15 protein-coding genes are annotated in these 18,359 nt (G+C 57.7%); 5 read left to right on the forward strand and 10 right to left on the reverse strand.

What is annotated here, in order from left to right; genetic code table 11:
- Window positions 1–294: 294 nt before the first annotated feature.
- Together cheR and MA884_RS14530 are read right to left on the reverse strand one after the other, a co-directional pair.
- Entirely contained in the window at window positions 295–1,122 is an 828-nt protein-coding gene (gene cheR, locus MA884_RS14525) for a protein-glutamate O-methyltransferase CheR (protein WP_092392907.1), read from the reverse strand.
- Between the two features lie 53 nt (window positions 1,123–1,175).
- Window positions 1,176–2,102: a chemotaxis protein CheV gene (locus tag MA884_RS14530; RefSeq protein WP_256231172.1), complete on the reverse strand. Its 927-nt coding sequence runs from the start codon at window positions 2,100–2,102 to the stop codon at window positions 1,176–1,178.
- A gap of 78 nt (window positions 2,103–2,180) precedes the next feature.
- Here MA884_RS14530 and flgA point away from each other — a divergent pair, with 78 nt between their 5' ends.
- From flgA to MA884_RS14550, 4 genes are all read left to right on the forward strand, one after another.
- Window positions 2,181–2,945, forward strand: coding sequence for a flagellar basal body P-ring formation chaperone FlgA (gene flgA / locus MA884_RS14535; protein ID WP_256231173.1), 765 nt, complete (start codon window positions 2,181–2,183; stop codon window positions 2,943–2,945).
- A 173-nt stretch (window positions 2,946–3,118) separates the two neighbouring features.
- On the forward strand, window positions 3,119–3,433 hold the full coding sequence (gene flgM / locus MA884_RS14540; protein WP_047228762.1) for a flagellar biosynthesis anti-sigma factor FlgM: 315 nt from the start codon (window positions 3,119–3,121) through the stop codon (window positions 3,431–3,433).
- Between the two features lie 49 nt (window positions 3,434–3,482).
- Window positions 3,483–3,950 (forward strand): flagella synthesis protein FlgN, encoded by a 468-nt coding sequence (locus tag MA884_RS14545; protein ID WP_256231174.1) that lies wholly within the window; start codon window positions 3,483–3,485, stop codon window positions 3,948–3,950.
- An 89-nt stretch (window positions 3,951–4,039) separates the two neighbouring features.
- A complete protein-coding gene (locus tag MA884_RS14550) occupies window positions 4,040–4,786 on the forward strand; it encodes a flagellar brake protein (protein WP_256231175.1) in 747 nt (248 codons plus the stop codon).
- 284 nt (window positions 4,787–5,070) lie between these two features.
- Here the strand turns inward: MA884_RS14550 and MA884_RS14555 are convergent, their stop codons facing one another.
- The 4 genes from MA884_RS14555 to MA884_RS14570 form a co-directional block, all read right to left on the reverse strand.
- On the reverse strand, window positions 5,071–6,444 hold the full coding sequence (locus MA884_RS14555; protein ID WP_256231176.1) for an MFS transporter: 1,374 nt from the start codon (window positions 6,442–6,444) through the stop codon (window positions 5,071–5,073).
- A gap of 68 nt (window positions 6,445–6,512) precedes the next feature.
- Window positions 6,513–7,754, reverse strand: a complete 1,242-nt coding sequence (locus MA884_RS14560) for a glutamine synthetase family protein (protein WP_256231251.1) — start codon at window positions 7,752–7,754, stop codon at window positions 6,513–6,515.
- Between the two features lie 343 nt (window positions 7,755–8,097).
- Window positions 8,098–8,790: a sensor histidine kinase KdpD gene (locus MA884_RS14565; RefSeq protein ID WP_256231177.1), complete on the reverse strand. Its 693-nt coding sequence runs from the start codon at window positions 8,788–8,790 to the stop codon at window positions 8,098–8,100.
- Complete coding sequence (locus MA884_RS14570; RefSeq protein WP_256231178.1) at window positions 8,783–10,390, reverse strand: response regulator; 1,608 nt, start codon at window positions 10,388–10,390, stop codon at window positions 8,783–8,785. The genes MA884_RS14565 and MA884_RS14570 overlap by 8 nt, the downstream gene beginning before the upstream one ends.
- Window positions 10,391–10,871: 481 nt before the next feature.
- Between MA884_RS14570 and MA884_RS14575 the strand changes: the two genes are divergently transcribed.
- Window positions 10,872–11,387, forward strand: a complete 516-nt coding sequence (locus tag MA884_RS14575; RefSeq protein WP_256231252.1) for a YkgB family protein — start codon at window positions 10,872–10,874, stop codon at window positions 11,385–11,387.
- A gap of 90 nt (window positions 11,388–11,477) precedes the next feature.
- On the opposite strand, the gene MA884_RS14580 is transcribed toward MA884_RS14575, so the two are convergent.
- The 4 genes from MA884_RS14580 to MA884_RS14595 form a co-directional block, all read right to left on the reverse strand.
- Window positions 11,478–12,317, reverse strand: a complete 840-nt coding sequence (locus MA884_RS14580) for an AraC family transcriptional regulator (RefSeq protein WP_256231179.1) — start codon at window positions 12,315–12,317, stop codon at window positions 11,478–11,480.
- 70 nt (window positions 12,318–12,387) lie between these two features.
- Window positions 12,388–15,537: an efflux RND transporter permease subunit gene (locus MA884_RS14585; RefSeq protein ID WP_256231180.1), complete on the reverse strand. Its 3,150-nt coding sequence runs from the start codon at window positions 15,535–15,537 to the stop codon at window positions 12,388–12,390.
- The gene (locus tag MA884_RS14590) at window positions 15,534–17,018 is read right to left on the reverse strand and encodes an efflux RND transporter periplasmic adaptor subunit (RefSeq protein WP_256231181.1); all 1,485 of its coding nucleotides are present in this window, start codon (window positions 17,016–17,018) and stop codon (window positions 15,534–15,536) included. Before MA884_RS14590 ends, MA884_RS14585 begins: the two co-directional genes overlap by 4 nt.
- Window positions 17,015–18,271: a TolC family protein gene (locus tag MA884_RS14595; RefSeq protein WP_256231182.1), complete on the reverse strand. Its 1,257-nt coding sequence runs from the start codon at window positions 18,269–18,271 to the stop codon at window positions 17,015–17,017. Before MA884_RS14595 ends, MA884_RS14590 begins: the two co-directional genes overlap by 4 nt.
- Window positions 18,272–18,359: the final 88 nt, after the last annotated feature.

An 18,359-nucleotide genomic window follows, 5' to 3' on the forward strand; every position in this document is an offset into this window, starting at 1 on the left:
CACTTTCAAAAAGCCCAGAAACCGGGGCTTTGCGGGCATCGGCAAGGCGGCAATGCCAGAAAAGCGGCAATCGGTTTCCGCTGGCTGCCGCTTTTCTGCCGCTTCTCAGGCGTTGATCAGATCCCATTGTGGGAGCGAGCCTGCTCGCGATGGCGGTTCATCATTGAAGATGAATGGCGACTGACACGCCGCTATCGCGAGCAGGCTCGCTCCCACAGAGGACGATGGTGAACTGACAGACATAAAAAAACGGGAGCCTTTGAGGACTCCCGCTTTTATGACAACCCAAGCAAATCACTTCGCCTGATAGATGATCCCGGGGCTGCACTGCACCATCTGGTAGTGGTCCGGCAACCCGTTCAATGCCTCGGAGGCGCCGAGGAACAGGTAGCCGCCCGGTTTCAGCGTGCTGTGGATGCGCAGCAAGATGTCTTTTTTCACTTCGGCAGAGAAGTAGATCAGCACGTTGCGGCAGAACACGATGTCGAACTTGCCGAGGCTGGCGTAGCTGTCCAACAGGTTGAACGAGCGGAATTCCACACGGTTCTTGATCGGCGCCTTGACCACCCAGCGCCCCGGTCCTTTGGGGTCGAAGTAGCGTTGCAGGCGATCAGGCGAAAGGCCGCGACCGATGGCCAGACTGTCGTACTCGCCGGTCTTGCAGTTATTGAGCATGGTCCCCGACAGATCGGTGGCGACAATTTGCACGCCCATTTTCAGCTGGCCGATATTGGTCCGCTCGAACTCATCGATGGACATCGACAGCGAATAGGGTTCCTGCCCCGACGAACAGGCCGCCGACCAGATCCGCAAGCGTTGCCCCGGACTGGCCTTGATGGCCGCCGGCAGCACCCTGTTCTTCAACACTTCAAACGGATAGGTGTCGCGAAACCACAAGGTTTCGTTGGTGGTCATGGCATCCACGACCATCTCACGCAAACCGCTGCGCGGCTGGGTCTGGATGCGCTGGACCAGTTCGCCCAACGATTTCAGGCCCTGTTGCTCCATCAATTTATTGAGACGGCTCGACACCAGGTATTGCTTGTTTTCACCAAGCAAAATGCCACAGGCTTTTTCCAGGAAGACCCGGAACTGTTCGAAATCCAAATTACCCGTAGACAAGATACCGCCTCTTTCATCGTATTGATTTGCCGGGCGCACAACGCGCCCGACCTTTATTCTGCTGCCTTGATGCGCTCGACTACCCGGGAAGCCAGGTCATCGGGCCGGAACTTGGCCAGGAAATCATCGGCCCCCACCTTCTTGACCATCGCCTGATTGAAAACACCGGACAACGAGGTGTGCAAGACAATATGCAGCTTTTGCATGCGCGGGTCGTTGCGGATTTCCGACGTCAGGGTGTACCCGTCCATCTCCGGCATTTCAATGTCGGAGATCATCATCAGAAACTCCTCTTCCGGCTTCTTGCCTTCTTCCACCAGCTTGCGCAGGTAATCCAGGGCCTGGCGTCCGTCGTTTAACGCCACCACTTCGACACCGACCGTTTGTAGACAACGGGTCACCTGCTTACGTGCCACCGAAGAATCATCGACGGTCAGTACCCGCAGCGAAATCGCCTTGTGCTGGGTTTCGGCGTCAATCACACCCACGGAAATCGTTTCCGGGGTCGGCGCCACTTCGGCGAGGATTTTCTCCACGTCGATGATTTCCACCAACTGATTATCGACTCGAGTCACCGCGGTGAGGTAGTGATCGCGGCCGGTGCCCTTGGGTGGCGGATGGATCTCTTCCCAGTTCATGTTGACGATGCGCTCCACCGAGCGCACCAGGAAGCCCTGGGTCTTGGTGTTGTACTCGGTGATGATCACGAACGGATTGCTCTGATCCAGCAACCGCCCCGAACCGGTCGCCATCGCCAGATCGAGAATCGGGATGGTCGCTCCGCGGATATTGGCCACACCGCACACCACGGGGTTGGACTTGGGCATCAGGGTCAGCTTCGGGCACTGGAGCACCTCGCGGACCTTGAATACGTTAATCCCGTACATTTGCTGGCCGTCGAGACGGAACAACAACAGCTCCAGGCGATTCTGACCGACCAGCTGAGTTCGCTGGTTTACCGAATCCATTACTCCCGCCATGCCCTGACTCCTACCTAACGCTAATGTGTCCGACGTGCATTCATCACTAAACGGCACGGGGCTTGCTATTGAACCGGCATGAACGCACAAACGACATTTTTTCGACGCCTGACCACTCACTGCCGCCACTGGCTTGGTGCACTGCTGGCTGCCTGCCTGCTCACTTTGGGCGGCCCTGCCTTTGGTGCTGTTCCCGTTACCTTGCCTGATCTCCTTATCGGCGTCACTCAGGGCTTTCTTGAATTCACCGTAGAAGACTACCTGGCAACCAGTCAAACCGAAGGGCGCTACGAAATCGAAGTCAACCAGCTCGACCCGCGCCTGCGCATGCCCATGTGTGACAGGGAATTGACTGCCTCACTGGAGAGCCCGGGCAGACCACTGGGGCGGGTCACGGTGAAGCTGCGCTGCGACAGCGCCGCGCCCTGGACGGTGTTCGTGCCCGCTCAAGTGCGCCTGTTTCGCGAAATCGTCACCACCACCCGTCCGCTCAAGCGGGCCGGGATCGTCGAGCCTCAGGACGTGACGCTGCGTGAACGGGATGTCAGCCAGATCAACCAGGGTTTCCTGACCTCTGTCGATCGAGCCATCGGCCAGAAACTTGTCCGACCAATGGTCGCCGACCAGATCGTTACCCTGGTCCATCTGGAACAAGCCGAAGTGGTCCGCAAGGGCGATCAGGTGGTCATCACCGCCCGCAGCGGCACCCTGGCCGTGCGGATGCCAGGCGAGGCGTTGTCCAACGGTGGCATGCGTGAACAGATTCGAGTGAGAAACCTTAATTCCCAACGTGTTATCAAGGCGCAGGTAATGGCCCCCGGCCATGTGGAAGTGGCTATGTAGCGATCGGTTGGAAATGGGTAGAGAGCTGGCGCTTGCCCACGGTGTTCCCTAGACTGTGCCTTACGCAAAGGCAAGCGCAGACGTGCGCACGTTCATTGAATAAATGAGCCTAAAGTTTTTTGGGGGATGGCCGAAAACATGGCAAGCGTCCAAATACCCAGAGGTTTTTTACCATGGTCATCGATTTCAATCGTTTAAACAGCTCTTCGCCGCTAACAGGCACCACGCGCCCTAACGCCAGCAAGGAAACCGTCGAAACCGACAAATCCGCGCCGGCCGAACAAGCCGCCACTGTCAGCAACGGGGAGTCGGTACACCTCAGCAATGAGGCTCAGCAGTTGCAGAAGGTCACTGACAAGCTGCGCGATCAACCTGTCGTCGACAACGCCCGCGTGGCCGAGTTGAAAGCAGCAATCGCCGATGGCAGCTATAAAGTCGACAGCAACCGTGTAGCCAGCAAACTGCTCAACTTCGAAGCCCAGCGCTAGGCCACCGCCTGCGCCAGGCTTTTGGACGCTTAAGACCCCAAGGCCAGCCATGCACGACACTAATTTGTTGCAACTGATCACCGACGACTTTGCCCCGGCGCAACAATTGCTGGAGTTATTGCAGGCCGAGTCCCTGGCATTGCATGGTCGCGACATGCCGTCGCTGGAGAATATTCTGGCGCAGAAACAGGCATTGATCATTCTGCTCGATCAGCATGGCCGCAAGCGCAGCGAGATCCTCGCCAGCCTCAATCTGCCCGCCAATCGCGGCGGCCTTGAGCAACTGGCCAGCCAGTCGTCGGTTGGCGATCAACTGTTGACCCAAAGCGAAGTGCTCAACGACCTGCTCGCTCAATGCCAGGCTGCCAACACTCGCAACGGACAGTCGATCCAGGTTCAGCAAGCCGCCACCGCCAACCAGTTGCGCATCCTCAACGGCGGTGAAATTCCGACGCTCTATGACGCTCGCGGTTCGACCGCCAAGATGGTCAAGCACCGCCCGCTCAGCCAGGCATGAAACGAACAGTGCCGGCGCTCTATCAACGCGCGACACATGCTGGCAAAATGCTGGCCACTCGTCGTATTTTGCCTGGAGATTGACCCACCGTGTTCAATGCCTCAAACGCGGATGATGCTCCGCAGCCCCCCAAGGTTCTCGCCACACCCCTGGAAATTTCCGGCAACCTGCGGATGCTGCAAGACAGCCATGACCCGCTGATCATCACCTTCCACGAGCGCAGCCAGCGCTTCCAGAGCTATCTGGTCGACGTCGACCGGGAGCGCAACACCATCGCCCTGGACGAAATGATCCCTCGGGACGGTGAACGTTTCCTGCTGGCGGGCGAACCGTTTCGTGTCGAGGGTTTTCATGATGGCGTGCGCATCGCCTGGGAAAGCAACGGCCCCTTGACCATCAATGAGTCCAGCGACGGTCGCTGCTATCGCGGCGCCTTACCCGAAGAAGTGGTTTACCACCAACGTCGCAATGCCTTCCGCGCTGCCCTCAAGCTGGCTCAACTGATAAGCGTCGAGCTGGGCGGCGACAAACTCAAGTCGCCGGTTGACGGTAAGCTGCTGGATATTTCCGCCACAGGCTGCAAGTTGCGCTTCGAAGGAGACATTACCGCGCGCCTGCAATTGGGCCAGGTCTACGAGCGTTTTATCGCGGCATTGCCCTTCGGCAACATGACCGCACCAGTCGAACTGCGCTATCTGCATTTCGAAGAAAGGATCAACACCACCTTCGCCGGCGTGCGCTTCCACAACGTCAGCGGCCTGGTGCAACGGCAGGTTGAGCGTTTCGTTTACCAGCTGCAGCGCGAAGCCCGTCGCTTCGACAAAGACGACCTCTGATTTTCGACATGTAAAAAACGGGCAGTCCCTTGCGGTGACTGCCCGTTTTTTATGCCTGATTTACACGCCTCTGACCTGAGAGCCGCTGCGTTTGGGCTGACTTCATCGCGAGCAGGCTCGCTCCCACATTGGATCTGCTGCGAACTGGAATGTTGTATCCACCGCAGATCAACTGTGGGAGCGAGCCTGCTCGCGATTGGGAAGCGCCTCGGTCTACCTGTCCGGCGCAATCAGCCCGCGCTCCGATCCCCTCTCTCTGCCTCAGGCCTTTATCCCCGACCCACTCAAGGTCTGGCCTGAGTGAAATCGGGAGTCGGCGGCTCGTCGCTCGCCTCTTCGGCGGCAGCTTCCTCCATGACAGGTTCTTCGTCGGCCGGTTCTTCCGTCGGCACAGGATCGACATGCATTTGTTCCTGCACCACTTGTTCGTCCACCCGAGGATCGAGGCACGCCACCAGAGGCGAACTGGACATGCTGTCCGGCATCGCCACGTGATGCAGCGGTGCGTCGTCGACCTGATGCAGGTTGGTCACCGCCTTCGGCCGGATCCTCCACACCAGCATCAGGGCGAAGAAGGCAAAAAAGGCATAGAGCATCTGGCTGCCGAACATCTTCATCAGCACCCCCGCCACCAGCGGCCCGATACTGGCGCCAATCCCATAGGTCACCAGTAGCATTGCGGTCAGGGATACCCTTCGATCAGCTTCGACGTGGTCGTTGGAAAACGCCACCGCCAACGGATACAGGCAGAACTGCACCAGCGAACAGAAGAACCCCGCGACGAACAGCACCTCCAGTGGCACCGTCGGCAGGATCGCCAAGGGCAGCGCACAGACCGTCAGCACCAGCGCAAAGCAGCGGATCAGCAGTGCCCGGTCATATCGATCGGACAGCCAGCCCAAGGGCCACTGAACCAGCAATCCGGCAAAGATGCAGCTACCCATGAACAGACCAACCTGCTCGGTCGACAGCCCCTGCTGAGAAGCGTACAGCGGCGCCAGGCCATAGAACGAGCCGACAATCAGCCCCGAGCCCAGTACCGTACTCAATGACTGCGGCACTCGCTTGATGAAAAAGCGCGGTTCCATGGGCGCCGGATGCAGCGCGGCCGGGTGAATTCGTCGGGTCAGTGTCACCGGCACCAGACACAAGGCGAAGCACAGCGCCACCAGCATCAGCAGCTCAAGCCCCAGGGACGGGTGCATGACCAGAATCAACTGGCCCAGCACCAGGCCCAGGTAGGAGGCGATCATGTAGCCACTGAATACCACGCCACGCTGCTTGGCCTCGGCCTGCTCGTTGAGCCAGCTCTCGATCACCATGTACTGACACATCATGCCCAGGCCGACAATCACCCGCAGCACGATCCAGGCTGGCAGCCAATCCACCAGGCCATGGCCCAGCACCGCCGCACCGACAATCCCGGCACAGGCCGAATAAGCCCGGATGTGCCCAACGCGGGCAATCAGCCGGTGGCCGATCTTGCCGCCCAGCACCAGGCCGAAATAGTTGGCGGCCATCAGCGCACCGACCCACAGGCTGTCGACATTGTCGGCGGCCAGACGCAGAGCCAGGTAGGTGCTCAGCAGGCCCGAGCCGATCAACATCATCAGCGAGGAGAAATACAGCGCTCGAAAAGGTTTCCAGATTTGGCGCATCGGCGTTCCGAGCGGCTCCTTGAGATGAGTACGGGCTATTTAGAAGATAGCCCGAATGCGACGTTTGGTTATGCCTGGGCCGCTAGAACACGCCGCTCCCAGGGAGTAATTTCATCAAAGAAGCTGGTCAGCTCCATGGTCTTCGAAGCGATGTAGCCTTCGATGAACTCCGTGCCGAACAGTTCCTTCGCCAGATGACTACGCTTCAGACGTTCCAGGGCAGCATGCAAGGTACATGGCAGCGAAAGATTATCCGGCACCTGGAATTCGCCCTGGATCGCGGCGCTCGGCTCCAGGCGGTTTTCGATGCCATAAAGCCCCGCTGCAAGGCTCGCGGCAATCGCCAGGTACGGGTTGGCATCGGCACCCGGCAAGCGGTTCTCGACCCGACGGGCCGCCGGCGAACTGGCGGGAATCCGCAACCCGGCCGAACGATTGTCATGGGACCAACAGGCATTGTTCGGTGACGCATAGGGATGACACAGGCGTTGGTAGGAATTCACGTTCGGCGCGAACAGCGCAGTGAAATCCGCCATGCCGGCCTGCTGCCCACCAATGAAATGCCGGAAGGCCGCCGTCGGCTCCCCCGCTTCGTCGCTGAACACATTGCGACCGCTGCCCAGCTCGACGATGCTCTGATGAATATGCATCGAACTGCCCGGCGTATGGGCCAGGGGCTTGGCCATGCAGACCACGGTCAGGCCGTGCTTGAGGGCGACTTCCTTGAGCAGGTGCTTGAACAGGAACGTCTGGTCGGCCAGCAACAAAGGATCGCCGTGAAGCAGATTGATCTCGAACTGGCTCACGCCCATTTCATGCATGAAGGTATCGCGGGGCAAGCCCAGCGCCGCCATGCATGCATAAACCTCTTTGAAAAACGGTCGCAAGCCATTATTGGAACTGATGCTGAACGCCGAGTGACCGTCTTCACGGCGTCCGTCCAGGCCCATGGGCGGCTGGAACGGTTGGGTCGGGTCCGGGTTGGGCGCGAATACAAAAAATTCCAGCTCGGTCGCCACCACGGGTGCCAGGCCAAGGGCTGCATAACGAGCAATAACGTGTTTGAGCTGACCGCGCGTGGAGAGCCGGGAGCTTTCACCGGTCAGCTCATCGGCGTCGCAAATCGCCAAGGCGCGCGGCTGTTCGCTCCAGGGCAGCCGGTGGATCTGTTTCAGATCGGCCACCAGCGCCAGGTCACCGTCGTCGCTGCCATAAAAACGCGACGGCGGATAACCGCCCATGATGCATTGCAACAGCACACCCCGCGCCATCTGCAACCGCCGCCCCTCGAGGAAGCCCTCGGCGGTCATCACCTTGCCTCGTGGCACCCCATTCAAATCCGGGGTGACACACTCAATCTCATCAATGCCCGTCAGTCGCTGCGCGAGTGAACACTGGCCATCGGTCGTCATGACGCAATCCTTGTTTATGTGCGAGCCGCGAACGGCGACCCGTACAAAATAGGCTTCGGGTGTTCGGAATATCAAGCGGCCCAAGACAATAAACAACAAGCCCTGGAATACTGGGTGGGAGCGAGCCTGCTCGCGATGGCGTCGGGTCAGCCGATGCTGAGTTGACTGATACACCGCTATCGCGAGCAGGCTCGCTCCCACAGGGGTTTTGTGTTGGTAGGGCAATTGGTGCCGGGCAGGTTCAGGGCAGATAAATCCGGAATACGCCCCCGCCCAACGCCCCGCCATTGGCAATCTCGGTCCGCCCGCTCACGCCGCCACGTTGATGCAACCCGGCGATCCGCGCAGCGAAATACAAGCCCAGCCCGGTGCTGCCGCTGCTGTGATTGATGCCCTGCACATACTCGGCCTGACGCTCGATCATCTCGGCCGGATAGCCTTCGCCGTCGTCATTGATAGTCAGCACCAGTTGCCCGGCCTCGTCGCTCGCACTGATCAGCAACGCCTGGCGCGCGTGGCGGATGGCATTGTTGATGCTGTTATCAAGCACCGACGCAATCAGCTCTCGATCGAAAAACCCCAGGGGGCTCAGCGGGTCGACATCGTAGGTGACCATGAGCCCGCGACTGCGGAACACGTCTTGATGACCGGCCAGTTGCGCCTCGATAAAGTCATCCAGCTCGTGATAGGCCGGATGCAGCGGCAACTGGTTGACCCCCAGCTTGTACAACCCCAGCAACTGCACCAGCAGGCCATTGAGGTGGGCGAACTCGAACTCCATGACGCCCTGCTCCGACGTCTGCCGCTCGGGGTCGGGCAAACGCTCAAGCCACTGGGTATGAGCCTGCATGAGCAAGGCCAGGGAGTTTTTCATGTCGTGCACGGTAGACGCGATCACCGTGGAAAAATCGAGAGCCTGTTCGCTGTCATTCATCGCCAAATGCCTTGCTTCGCAGTTTCTGATAACGCGTAAAACGCGCATCGGTGTCGGGCATCATGCCCACCAGTTTCAGGCAGGCGCGACACTCCTGCAGCAACTCCGACTCCACGCTGGTATCGGTGCCATGCAACAGTGACTGCGCCATGTTCAAAGCAATGCTGATGTTCTTCGGTTGCATCTTCAGGGCTCGACGGAACAGCTCTCGCGCCTCGGGCAACGCGCCGGTCTTGTAGACGCGCACACCTTCACGGTTCAGCTCGGCGGCGGCATTGCCTTGATTGAGAATGTTCGGATCGTCGGTCAGCTTGGCGATGCCTTGCATCACCGTCGGATCATCACCATAGATTTCCGCGCAGTTCTTGAGCATCGACTCGCCGGCACTGGTCTGGCCAAGCATTTGTAGTTGCTTGGCCACCAGCAACGCGGCTTCGGCGCTCATGAACTGCTCCATGCCGTCGAGGCGCTGCAAGGCCTGCTCGGTGAGCTTTTCGGCGGTTTCGGCATCGTTGAGCAGCAGGCTCGTGGCCTTCATCAATCGCGCACGCACCTGCAACCCGGGATCGTTGATATTTTCCTTGGCCACGGCGCTGAGGGTGGTGTTGATTTCCAGCCGGGTGCGGGTATCCAGGCCTTTTTCGCTGCCTTTGCTGATCAGCGCATGGGCCAGGCCGAGGTTGCTTTCCGGGTCCTTGAAGCGCGACTGCGCGCCCTGCCCCACCGCCTGGCGATAGGCCTTGGACGCGGTCTCGAAATCTTCGTTGGTCATCGCCAGCTTGCCCAGCAGCGACTGTCGACGCACCGCCAGGGGCGACAGACGAACCGCCTCTTCCAGCACGTGTTGCGCCTGCTTCGTATCGCCTTCGGCCACCAGCACTTCAGCCATGCCGTCATACAACGCCGGCATCATCGGGAAGACTTTCAAGGCCTTCTCATACACGTCCTTGGCCTGGCCGACCTGGCCGCGCTTGAACAACAACTTCCCCAGCCCCGCATAGGCCCACGGCAAAGGACGGTCAGCCAGGATGGTGTTGTACAGACGCTCAAGGGCTTCGTTCTGATTCAGCTCCCGCAGCGCATCGGCCCGATAACGCAGACACAACGGCCCGTAGCGCGGATCCTGCTTGCACAGGGCGATACAGGCATTGAGCACTTCCATCGGCTTGCCGCGATCCAGGGCTTGCAGGATCGGTTTGAGCAGGGTCTTGCGCTGCTCCAGCCGTTCCAGCCGCTGAGCCAGCCCCGAGCGATTGAACGGCTTGGTCAGGTACGCATCAGGCTCATGCTCCAGGGCACTGAGCACCATCGCCTGACTGCTTTCAGCCGTCACCATGAGAAACACACTTTCATGGCTGATCAGCTTCTCGACCATCAGGTCTTCCAGCACCTGCTGACCGTTCTTGCGGCCGTCGCCCAGGTGATAATCCTGCAAGATGAAGTCATAGCGCTTCTGCGAGCACATGCGCAGCGCCACTTCACCGGTGTCAGCGGTGTCCACGTCCTTGACGCCCAGCTCACGCAACATGGACCGGACGGAACTGCGGAAATCCGAGAAATCATCGACGATCAGAAAACTTTTTTGGTGGTACGCCAGCATCGAGGATGTCCAGGCAAGTAAAAAGATGCACCCAATGGCAAAACAACGAACGCCGTGTCACCACCCGGTGTGGCGCATAGCGCGAGCCATTTCTGCGCGCCGAAACGCCGGAGAAAACGGGCTCATCAGGGTATCGGCAGGAAAGGGCGTTCCGTTAAGGGGATTGTGTGGAGAGGTTCCGGGACATATGGGCTACCTGCCGGGCAGAACTGTTTGGACCGGGAACAGGGTTAGCCTGTGGCGAGGGGGTTTTCATTCATGTCCGCCCAATCATGATCTGGCTAAAAACATGCTGTTCGAGACGATCTGCACCAAACACTGCACGTTCGGAGCACATCAACTTCCACTAAAAGGTAACAATTTCTACACCCCCAACGCGCTAAATTGTTGGATTTCAGAACGACATGCGGGCAGCCAGCAACAGCAACTCCAGGCTGACGTCATGCCCAATCCGTTACCCGCTATTTGGAATATCAATCTCATGAAAACTCTGACTGCTGCAAATCACAAAGTGGACGGCGAGGCTCAGAAACATTCACTAGGTGCTACTACAATGAACCTAGGCATTTTTGGCATTTATTTCGCCCTGGCGGTGATCTATTTCTGGTTCGGAGGTATGAAATTTACCCACTATGAAGCGCAAGGTTTAGTTCCATTGGTGGGCAACAGCCCGCTGCTAGGTTGGGTGTACAAGATTTTCAGTATCGACACGTTCTCCAGTTTGCTGGGTATTCTGGAGGTGTCCATTGGCGCACTGATACTGGGCCGCTTCTTGTCTCCGAAACTCTCCGTCCTGGGGGGAGCTCTATCTGCCGGTTTGTTTGTGACGACCGTAAGCTTTATGTTGTCAACTCCGGGCGTGTTCGAACCCGGACTTGGTTTTCCGGCCATCACCATTGCGCCAGGTCAATTTCTGCTCAAAGACATTGGATTGTTAGCAGCCTCGATTTTCGTGGCAGGGCATTCGCTAGTTGAGCTTGAACGCCGCTCCAAATAATTGATGCCCCCTTCAATGGCCTGAGTGCGAGTCGTACTCAGGCCATGGTTCGTGAGAGGCTCATAGACCGCTATCTCTCAGAAAAAATCTTCAACCATGTTCATCATGTACCGTCAGCGCTTTAGTCCATTCACGGGGACTGACTCCTGTTTTTCTGCGAAATGCACGTGCCAGAGCCGATGGGCTGTCATAACCCACATCAGCCGCGATCAAATTAATAGCCCGACCTTCTCGTAATAGCTTCTGAGCCAGGCTGACACGCCAGCTCAACAAATACTCTGCCGGTGTTTGTCCTATGATGGTTCGGAAATGCGCCGCATACGCGGAACGCGACATGTTAGATTTGTCCGCCATCTCCGCGATTGACCAAGGGTGGTGGGGAGCGTCATGGACGCTCACCAGCGAGTGTGCAAGCCGCGGGTCCGCTAACCCTGCCATCACACCTGTTTGCAATTGATTCTGATCCAGCAGATGCCGGAACAACAATATAACCAGCAACTCGAACAGCCGATTGATGACGGCTTCCTTACCACAATGTCCCTCAGCCGCCTCCTCGAACATCCACGTCAGTGTCGTGGCCAACAATGGTAATTCGTCCAAAGGCAAAACCAGCATGTCCGGCAGAGAGGCTGACAGTGGGTTGTCGATGCCGCCTTCAAACTCCATCGAAGCGCAGAGAAGCTGAGCGCCGTCGAATTCCTGGGCGAACAAAAGGTACTGACACGGTCGTGGCAGGAATATCAAACTGGGTTTGGTAAGTATCGTATTGCGTTTCTCAACGCCTTGCACCGTCACTGTACCTGCCCGCAACAGGTGGATATGACCACGCTGATCAGCTCCACTGTAAGTCTGTGCCCCACACAGCCTGTCGTTGTAAAAAAGGTTCGCACGAACGCCAAATCGAGACAGCAACGTAGATAGACGATCCATAAATCAATTCCTCAACCGATGAAATCCTGCTTCCATTGTTACCACTGCAATCAGCGTCAATTTCATACGATTATCCTTCATGGGTGACGGGTGCAGCGGGTAGATGACGGCGCCGCATCAAGCGATAAGCCGCCGGAATTACAAAGAGGGAAAGCAAGGGAGCTGTGACCATTCCGCCGACCATCGGCGCTGCAATTCGGCTCATCACTTCACTGCCGGTACCACTACCCAGCAGAATGGGTAACAGACCAGCAATGATGACTGCCACCGTCATTGCCTTGGGACGAACACGCTGTACGGCGCCCTCTCGAATCGCAGCAACCAGTCCGCGTTCAGAGCCATCACCGGCACTTTGACTTTCAGCCCAGGCGTTCTTCAGATACAGCAGCATGATCACGCCAAACTCAGCGGACACACCGGCCAAGGCAATAAAACCCACCCCGGTCGCCACTGACAGATTGAAACCCAAGAGATAAAGGAACCATGCCCCTCCCGATAGAGCGAAAGGCAAGGTGGCCATGATCAACAGCGCCTCATCGAAGCGCGTGAAGGTGAGGTAAAGCAGTACGAAGATGATCAACAGCGTGGCAGGCACAACCAGCTTGAGGCGCGCATTAGCGCGCTCCAGAAACTCGAACTGTCCCGAGTAAGCCAGACTCATGCCTGGCTGCAACTTGACCTGCTCGTTCACCGTTTGTCGAAGATCAGCCACAACAGAGGCTATGTCCCGTCCACGTACGTCGATGTACACCCAGCCCGAAGGGCGTGCATTTTCGCTCTTGAGCATGGGCGGGCCGTCGTTAACCTTGACCTTCGCTACCATGCCAAGGGTGATCTGAGCGCCCATTGGAGTATTGATCGGCAATTGCTCCAAGGCACCGGGTGAGTCACGCCACTCACGTGGATAACGAACGCTGATTGGAAAGCGAGCGAGACCCTCAATGACTTCTCCCACGTTTTCACCGCCAATAGCGCCCGCCACAATGGCCTGCACATCAGCGATATTCATTCCGTAGCGAGCCGCGGCCGTACGGTCGATATCCACGTCGATATAGCGGCCACCGGTCAGCCGCTCGGCCAAGGCCGAACTGACACCAGGCACGCCCTTTGCCACTTTCTCGATAGCCTGTGTGACCGCATCAATATCCATCAGATGGGTGCCGGCAACTTTCACTCCGATCGGGCTCTTGATACCAGTGGCCAACATGTCGATACGGTTGCGAATTGGCGGAATCCAGAGGTTGGTCAAACCCGGAACGCGTACGACCCGATCAAGCTCTTCCACGAGTTTTTCCTGAGTCATGCCTGGGCGCCACTGATCATGCGGTTTGAACTCAATGGTGGTTTCAAACATCTCCAAGGGTGCCGGGTCCGTAGCAGTTTCAGCTCGACCAGCTTTACCGAAGACGTGTTCAACCTCAGGTACTGTCTTGATCAGCCGGTCAGTCTGCTGCAAAAGCTGTGAGGCTTTCTGTACGGACAGCCCTGGTAGCGCCGATGGCATATAGAGCAAATCGCCCTCGTCCAGAGGTGGAAGAAACTCACCCCCGAGACGGGAGATGGGCCACAACACACTCAAGAAAACGAGCGTCGCAGCCAGTATTGTGGCTTTCGGCCAACGCAGTACCGCGTCCAAGGCTGGTTCATAGATAAGGATCAGCCAGCGGTTTAAGGGGTTACGCTTTTCATCAGGGATTCGCCCGCGAATCCAATAGCCCATCAGTATCGGTACCAAGGTCACAGACAACCCTGCCGCTGCAGCCATGGCATAGGTTTTAGTGAACGCTAACGGACCGAACAGGCGACCCTCTTGTGCCTCGAGCGTGAACACCGGAATGAAGGACAGGGTGATGATCAACAAGCAGAAGAACAACGCGGGGCCGACCTCAGCCGCGGCGTCAGTCATCACACGCCAGTGCTCCTCGCCTTTGAGTTCCTGCCCAGGATGGGCCACGTACCAAGCCTCGATTTTTTTATGGGCATTCTCGATCATCACCACCGCGGCATCGACCATAGCGCCGATGGCGATGGCAATCCCGCCCAAGGACATGATGTTAGCGTTAATCCCTTGGTAGCGCATGACGATGAAAGCTATCAGCACACCCACCGGCAACGAGATGATCGCCACCAACGATGAACGCAGGTGCCAGAGGAAGATCCCACAGACCAGCGCAACCACGAGGAATTCTTCAAGCAACTTGCGGCTGAGATTTTCCACCGCTCGATCAATCAGTTTGCTGCGGTCGTAAGTGGTGACGATTTCCACGCCCTTCGGCAGACTGCTTTTCAGCTCTTCGAGCTTGGCTTTGACCGCCGCAATGGTCTCGCGAGCATTCTTGCCGCTGCGCAAAATCACCACACCGCCAACCACCTCGCCTTCGCCGTCAAGCTCGGAGATGCCGCGACGCATTTCCGGGCCCAACTGGATCGTGGCCACCTCACCCAGGGTGACGGGCACATTACCCATACCCAGCTTGAGCGGAATGGCTCGAAAATCATTGAGTGTCTTCAAGTAACCGGATGCGCGCACGATGAATTCCGTCTCCGCCAACTCGAGTACGGCTCCGCCGGCCTCCTGGTTCGCCTTACCGATTGCGTCGGTCACTTCTACTTGTGTGATGCCCAAGCTGGTCATCTTCAGCGGATCGAGCTGAACCTGATACTGCTTGACCATGCCCCCCACGGTGGCCACTTCCGCGACGTTGGGTAAGGTCTTGAGTTCGAATTTGAGGAACCAGTCCTGCAAGGCACGCAACTGCGACAGGTCATGCCCACCACTACGATCGACCAATGCGTATTGGAAAATCCAACCCACCCCGGTCGCATCAGGTCCAAGCGCCGGTTTGGCGCTGGCGGGCAAGCGGCTTTGTATTTGACTCAGGTATTCCAAGACCCGCGAGCGAGCCCAATACAGGTCAGTGCCATCTTCGAACAGCACATACACAAAACTGTCGCCGAAGAAGGAATAACCACGAACAGTCTTGGCACCGGGCACCGAGAGCATGGTGGTGGCCAATGGGTAGGTCACCTGATTCTCAACAATCTGCGGTGCTTGTCCTGGGTAAGGGGTGCGGATGATGACTTGTACATCCGAAAGATCCGGGAGTGCATCAATAGGCGTACTTTGAACCGACCAGACCCCCCACGCGGTGATGAACAGTGTCGCCAGCAGCACCAGCAAACGGTTGGTCACCGACCACCGAATCAGCGCGGCAATCATGGCTGGTCTCCCGATTTTTCCAATCGTTCAACATGCAAGCCGTCATCGTTCTGGCTAACGGCGAATCGAACCTTATCGCCAGTCTTGATGCCCTGCATCAGACTCGAGTGGGCGAGTGGAAAGATCATGGTCATACCCGGCATACCCAATGTATGGAACGGGCCATGAGCGAGCTTGATCTCTTTGTCGTTGATGCCTAAGACCTGACCGTGCGCCTCATGCAACGCAGGCGTAGTTGCACTTGGCACCGACATTTCCAACGAGTTTGCGACGATGCCCTTGAGACTGGCTTCCGAGTCGATCAGGAACTGGCCGGAGGACACCACCTGCTGCCCTCCCTCCAAGCCTTTCAATATTGCTGTTTTGCCGTCGTTGTCCTGCCCTGGCTGCACTTCTACCGGACGGTAACGACCAGCCTTTTCTGCAAGCATCACCAAAGCTCGCCGCCCCGTGCGAATGACTGCTTCACTGGGAACCCACAAGACACTCTGCTCCGTTGAGTGACTGATGCTGACTTGTGCGGTCAATCCTGGCCTGAGGTGTCCGTCTGGGTTGGGTAGCTCGATGCGCACGCGAAGTGTACGGCTGTCTGGATTTGTGTCCGGAAGAATCGTGCTGACGGTGCCCTTGATCGTCACCCCGGGAAATGCCGGGAAATGCGCGTGGACCACTTGCCCTGTTACGATCGATCCGGCCTCAGCCTCCGGGACGGCCACGTCCATCCAGACATTGCTCAAACCGTTGACGCGGGCCAACGTTTCGCCAGCCGCAATCGTCATACCTTCGCGTACATTCAGCTCTTGCAGCACACCGTCAATGGGGGTGGTGAGGGTCAAGTTCAGCTGGACTGTGCCACTGCGCTCTACTTGGGCGATTAATGCTGCCGGCATCCCGGTGAGCCTCAATCGCTGGCGCGCCGCAGCCAGCAAGCCAGCATCGCCATTGCGTTTGAGTGCGAGAAACTCTTCCTGCGCGCCCGCCCATTCCGGAACCAGAATATCCGCCAATGCGGCATTCGCCTTGAGCACGTCACCAGGTGCTCGAGCATAGACGCGCTCTACAAAACCCGCAGTCCGGGATTGAACGACGGCGATATCTCGCTCGTTGAACGCCAAGACACCGACCACATCCAGACTTGAAGCCAACACGCCTCGACTGACAGTGGCCAGCCGCATACCGAAGTTTTGGGTCAGGCTTGGATCAATGTGAACCGAGGCACTGTCCCCTCCACCATCGGCGTATTGGGGGACCAGTTGCATGTCCATAAAAGGTGACTTGCCTGGCTTATCGAACTTTTGCTGGGGATACATGGGGTCATACCAATACAACGCCTTTCGATCTTCTGAACCTTTCGGCCCCGGTTGGGCGGGTGTGTCTTGCATCCCCTCCGTTCGTTTTATAGGTATCCAGTAGCCGCCGGCTGCACCAAAGGCCGTCGAGACCCCCACCAGCAAGAGCACCTTCCAGATGGTAGAACTCATTGAGTGGACTCCCCATAGGCTAAGTAGAGGCGAGCGCTGGTGAGCGCCTGCTGTTCTTCAACATCAATTTGCTTGAGACGGGCTTCGATAAATTCGCGGCGGGCAGTGAGAACTGAACCTAAATCGCCCTTTCCGGCGCGATAGCTGGCCATGCTGAGCTCGACCTTTTCCTTGGCCAGTGGCACCAGGCTTTCCTTACTACGTCGAACCGCACGATTCTGGCGCTCATAGTTGGCGAGCTCGTCCTCCAGCTCTTGGTTGTGTTCGCGCAACGCAGCTTCGCGCTCAGCTTCAATCTGATTGAGCTCGGCGTACTTGGCGGCAATCTTTGGGTTCTGGCGTGAATCTGGGAACAGTGGAAGATCAAACGTGAATTGCACGCTGACCATGTCGCCGAATTCACGAGCCCTATGCTGGTAATCAACCTCCCAGCTCCAGTCAGAATGCTTCTCTGACTCGGCCTCGTGAACCTTGGCTTGCGCTTCTCGGGTCATTGGCTCAAACGCCGCCAGCTTCGGATGCTTATGCAGGCGATGGACGTAACCCGAGGTATCGACGGGCCAATCCACCAAGCTACCCGCAGGCTTTTCATTGGCCGCTGGTCCAATCCAGCGTTTGAGAGCGGCCCGGGCTTGGGTTCTCTGGCGAATCAGATCGTCCTGTTGCTCCTCCAACTGCGCCGCTTCTTGTTTAGGTGTGACTGCATCAGCCGGCTGTGCCCGACCGCTGGCAATCTCGGCCCGAACAGTATCGTTTAGCAGACGATTCTCTTTGTAGAACTCCTGAAACAGCGCGTCTTTGCGCTCAACGGAGTAACTGCGGATCCAGGCCATGGCCGTGGACAGTCGTACATTCAGACGCTCTATTCGGCGCTCTGCTGTCGCACGATCGATGCCCGCACCAGCGACCTCGATGCGCGCTTTGCGCTTGTAGCTGTTGGGCACTTCCTGCTTGATACCAGCCAATTGCATGGTCATGAAATCATCGTCGATACGTCCCCGACTCGGTCCACTAATGGGGAAGTTTTGCAGCCCGAGAATCAGCTTCGGCTCGGGTAGTTCGCCGGCGGGAATAGCTGCACTGGCAGCAGCCTGGATTTTTGAGTCTTGCGCGTTCAGCGATGGAGCCGTGTTTTCGGCAAGCCGTAATGCTTCATCGAGGGTCAGCGGTGCGGCCAAGCTCGGCAAAGCCAATAGGCTTGTCGCTAGGCCGACCATTAAAGACCAGCCCGTGCGGTAGCACTTGGAGTTCATGCTTAAGATTCCTGTGATCATCCATTGCGCATGCTGAAAGCCAGGCGCAACAAGGCCATCCCGCTAACGCGGAATGAGGCTCAACAAG

It is taken from the genome of Pseudomonas sp. Q11 (genome assembly GCF_024494355.1).
GTDB lineage: Bacteria > Pseudomonadota > Gammaproteobacteria > Pseudomonadales > Pseudomonadaceae > Aquipseudomonas > Aquipseudomonas hefeiensis.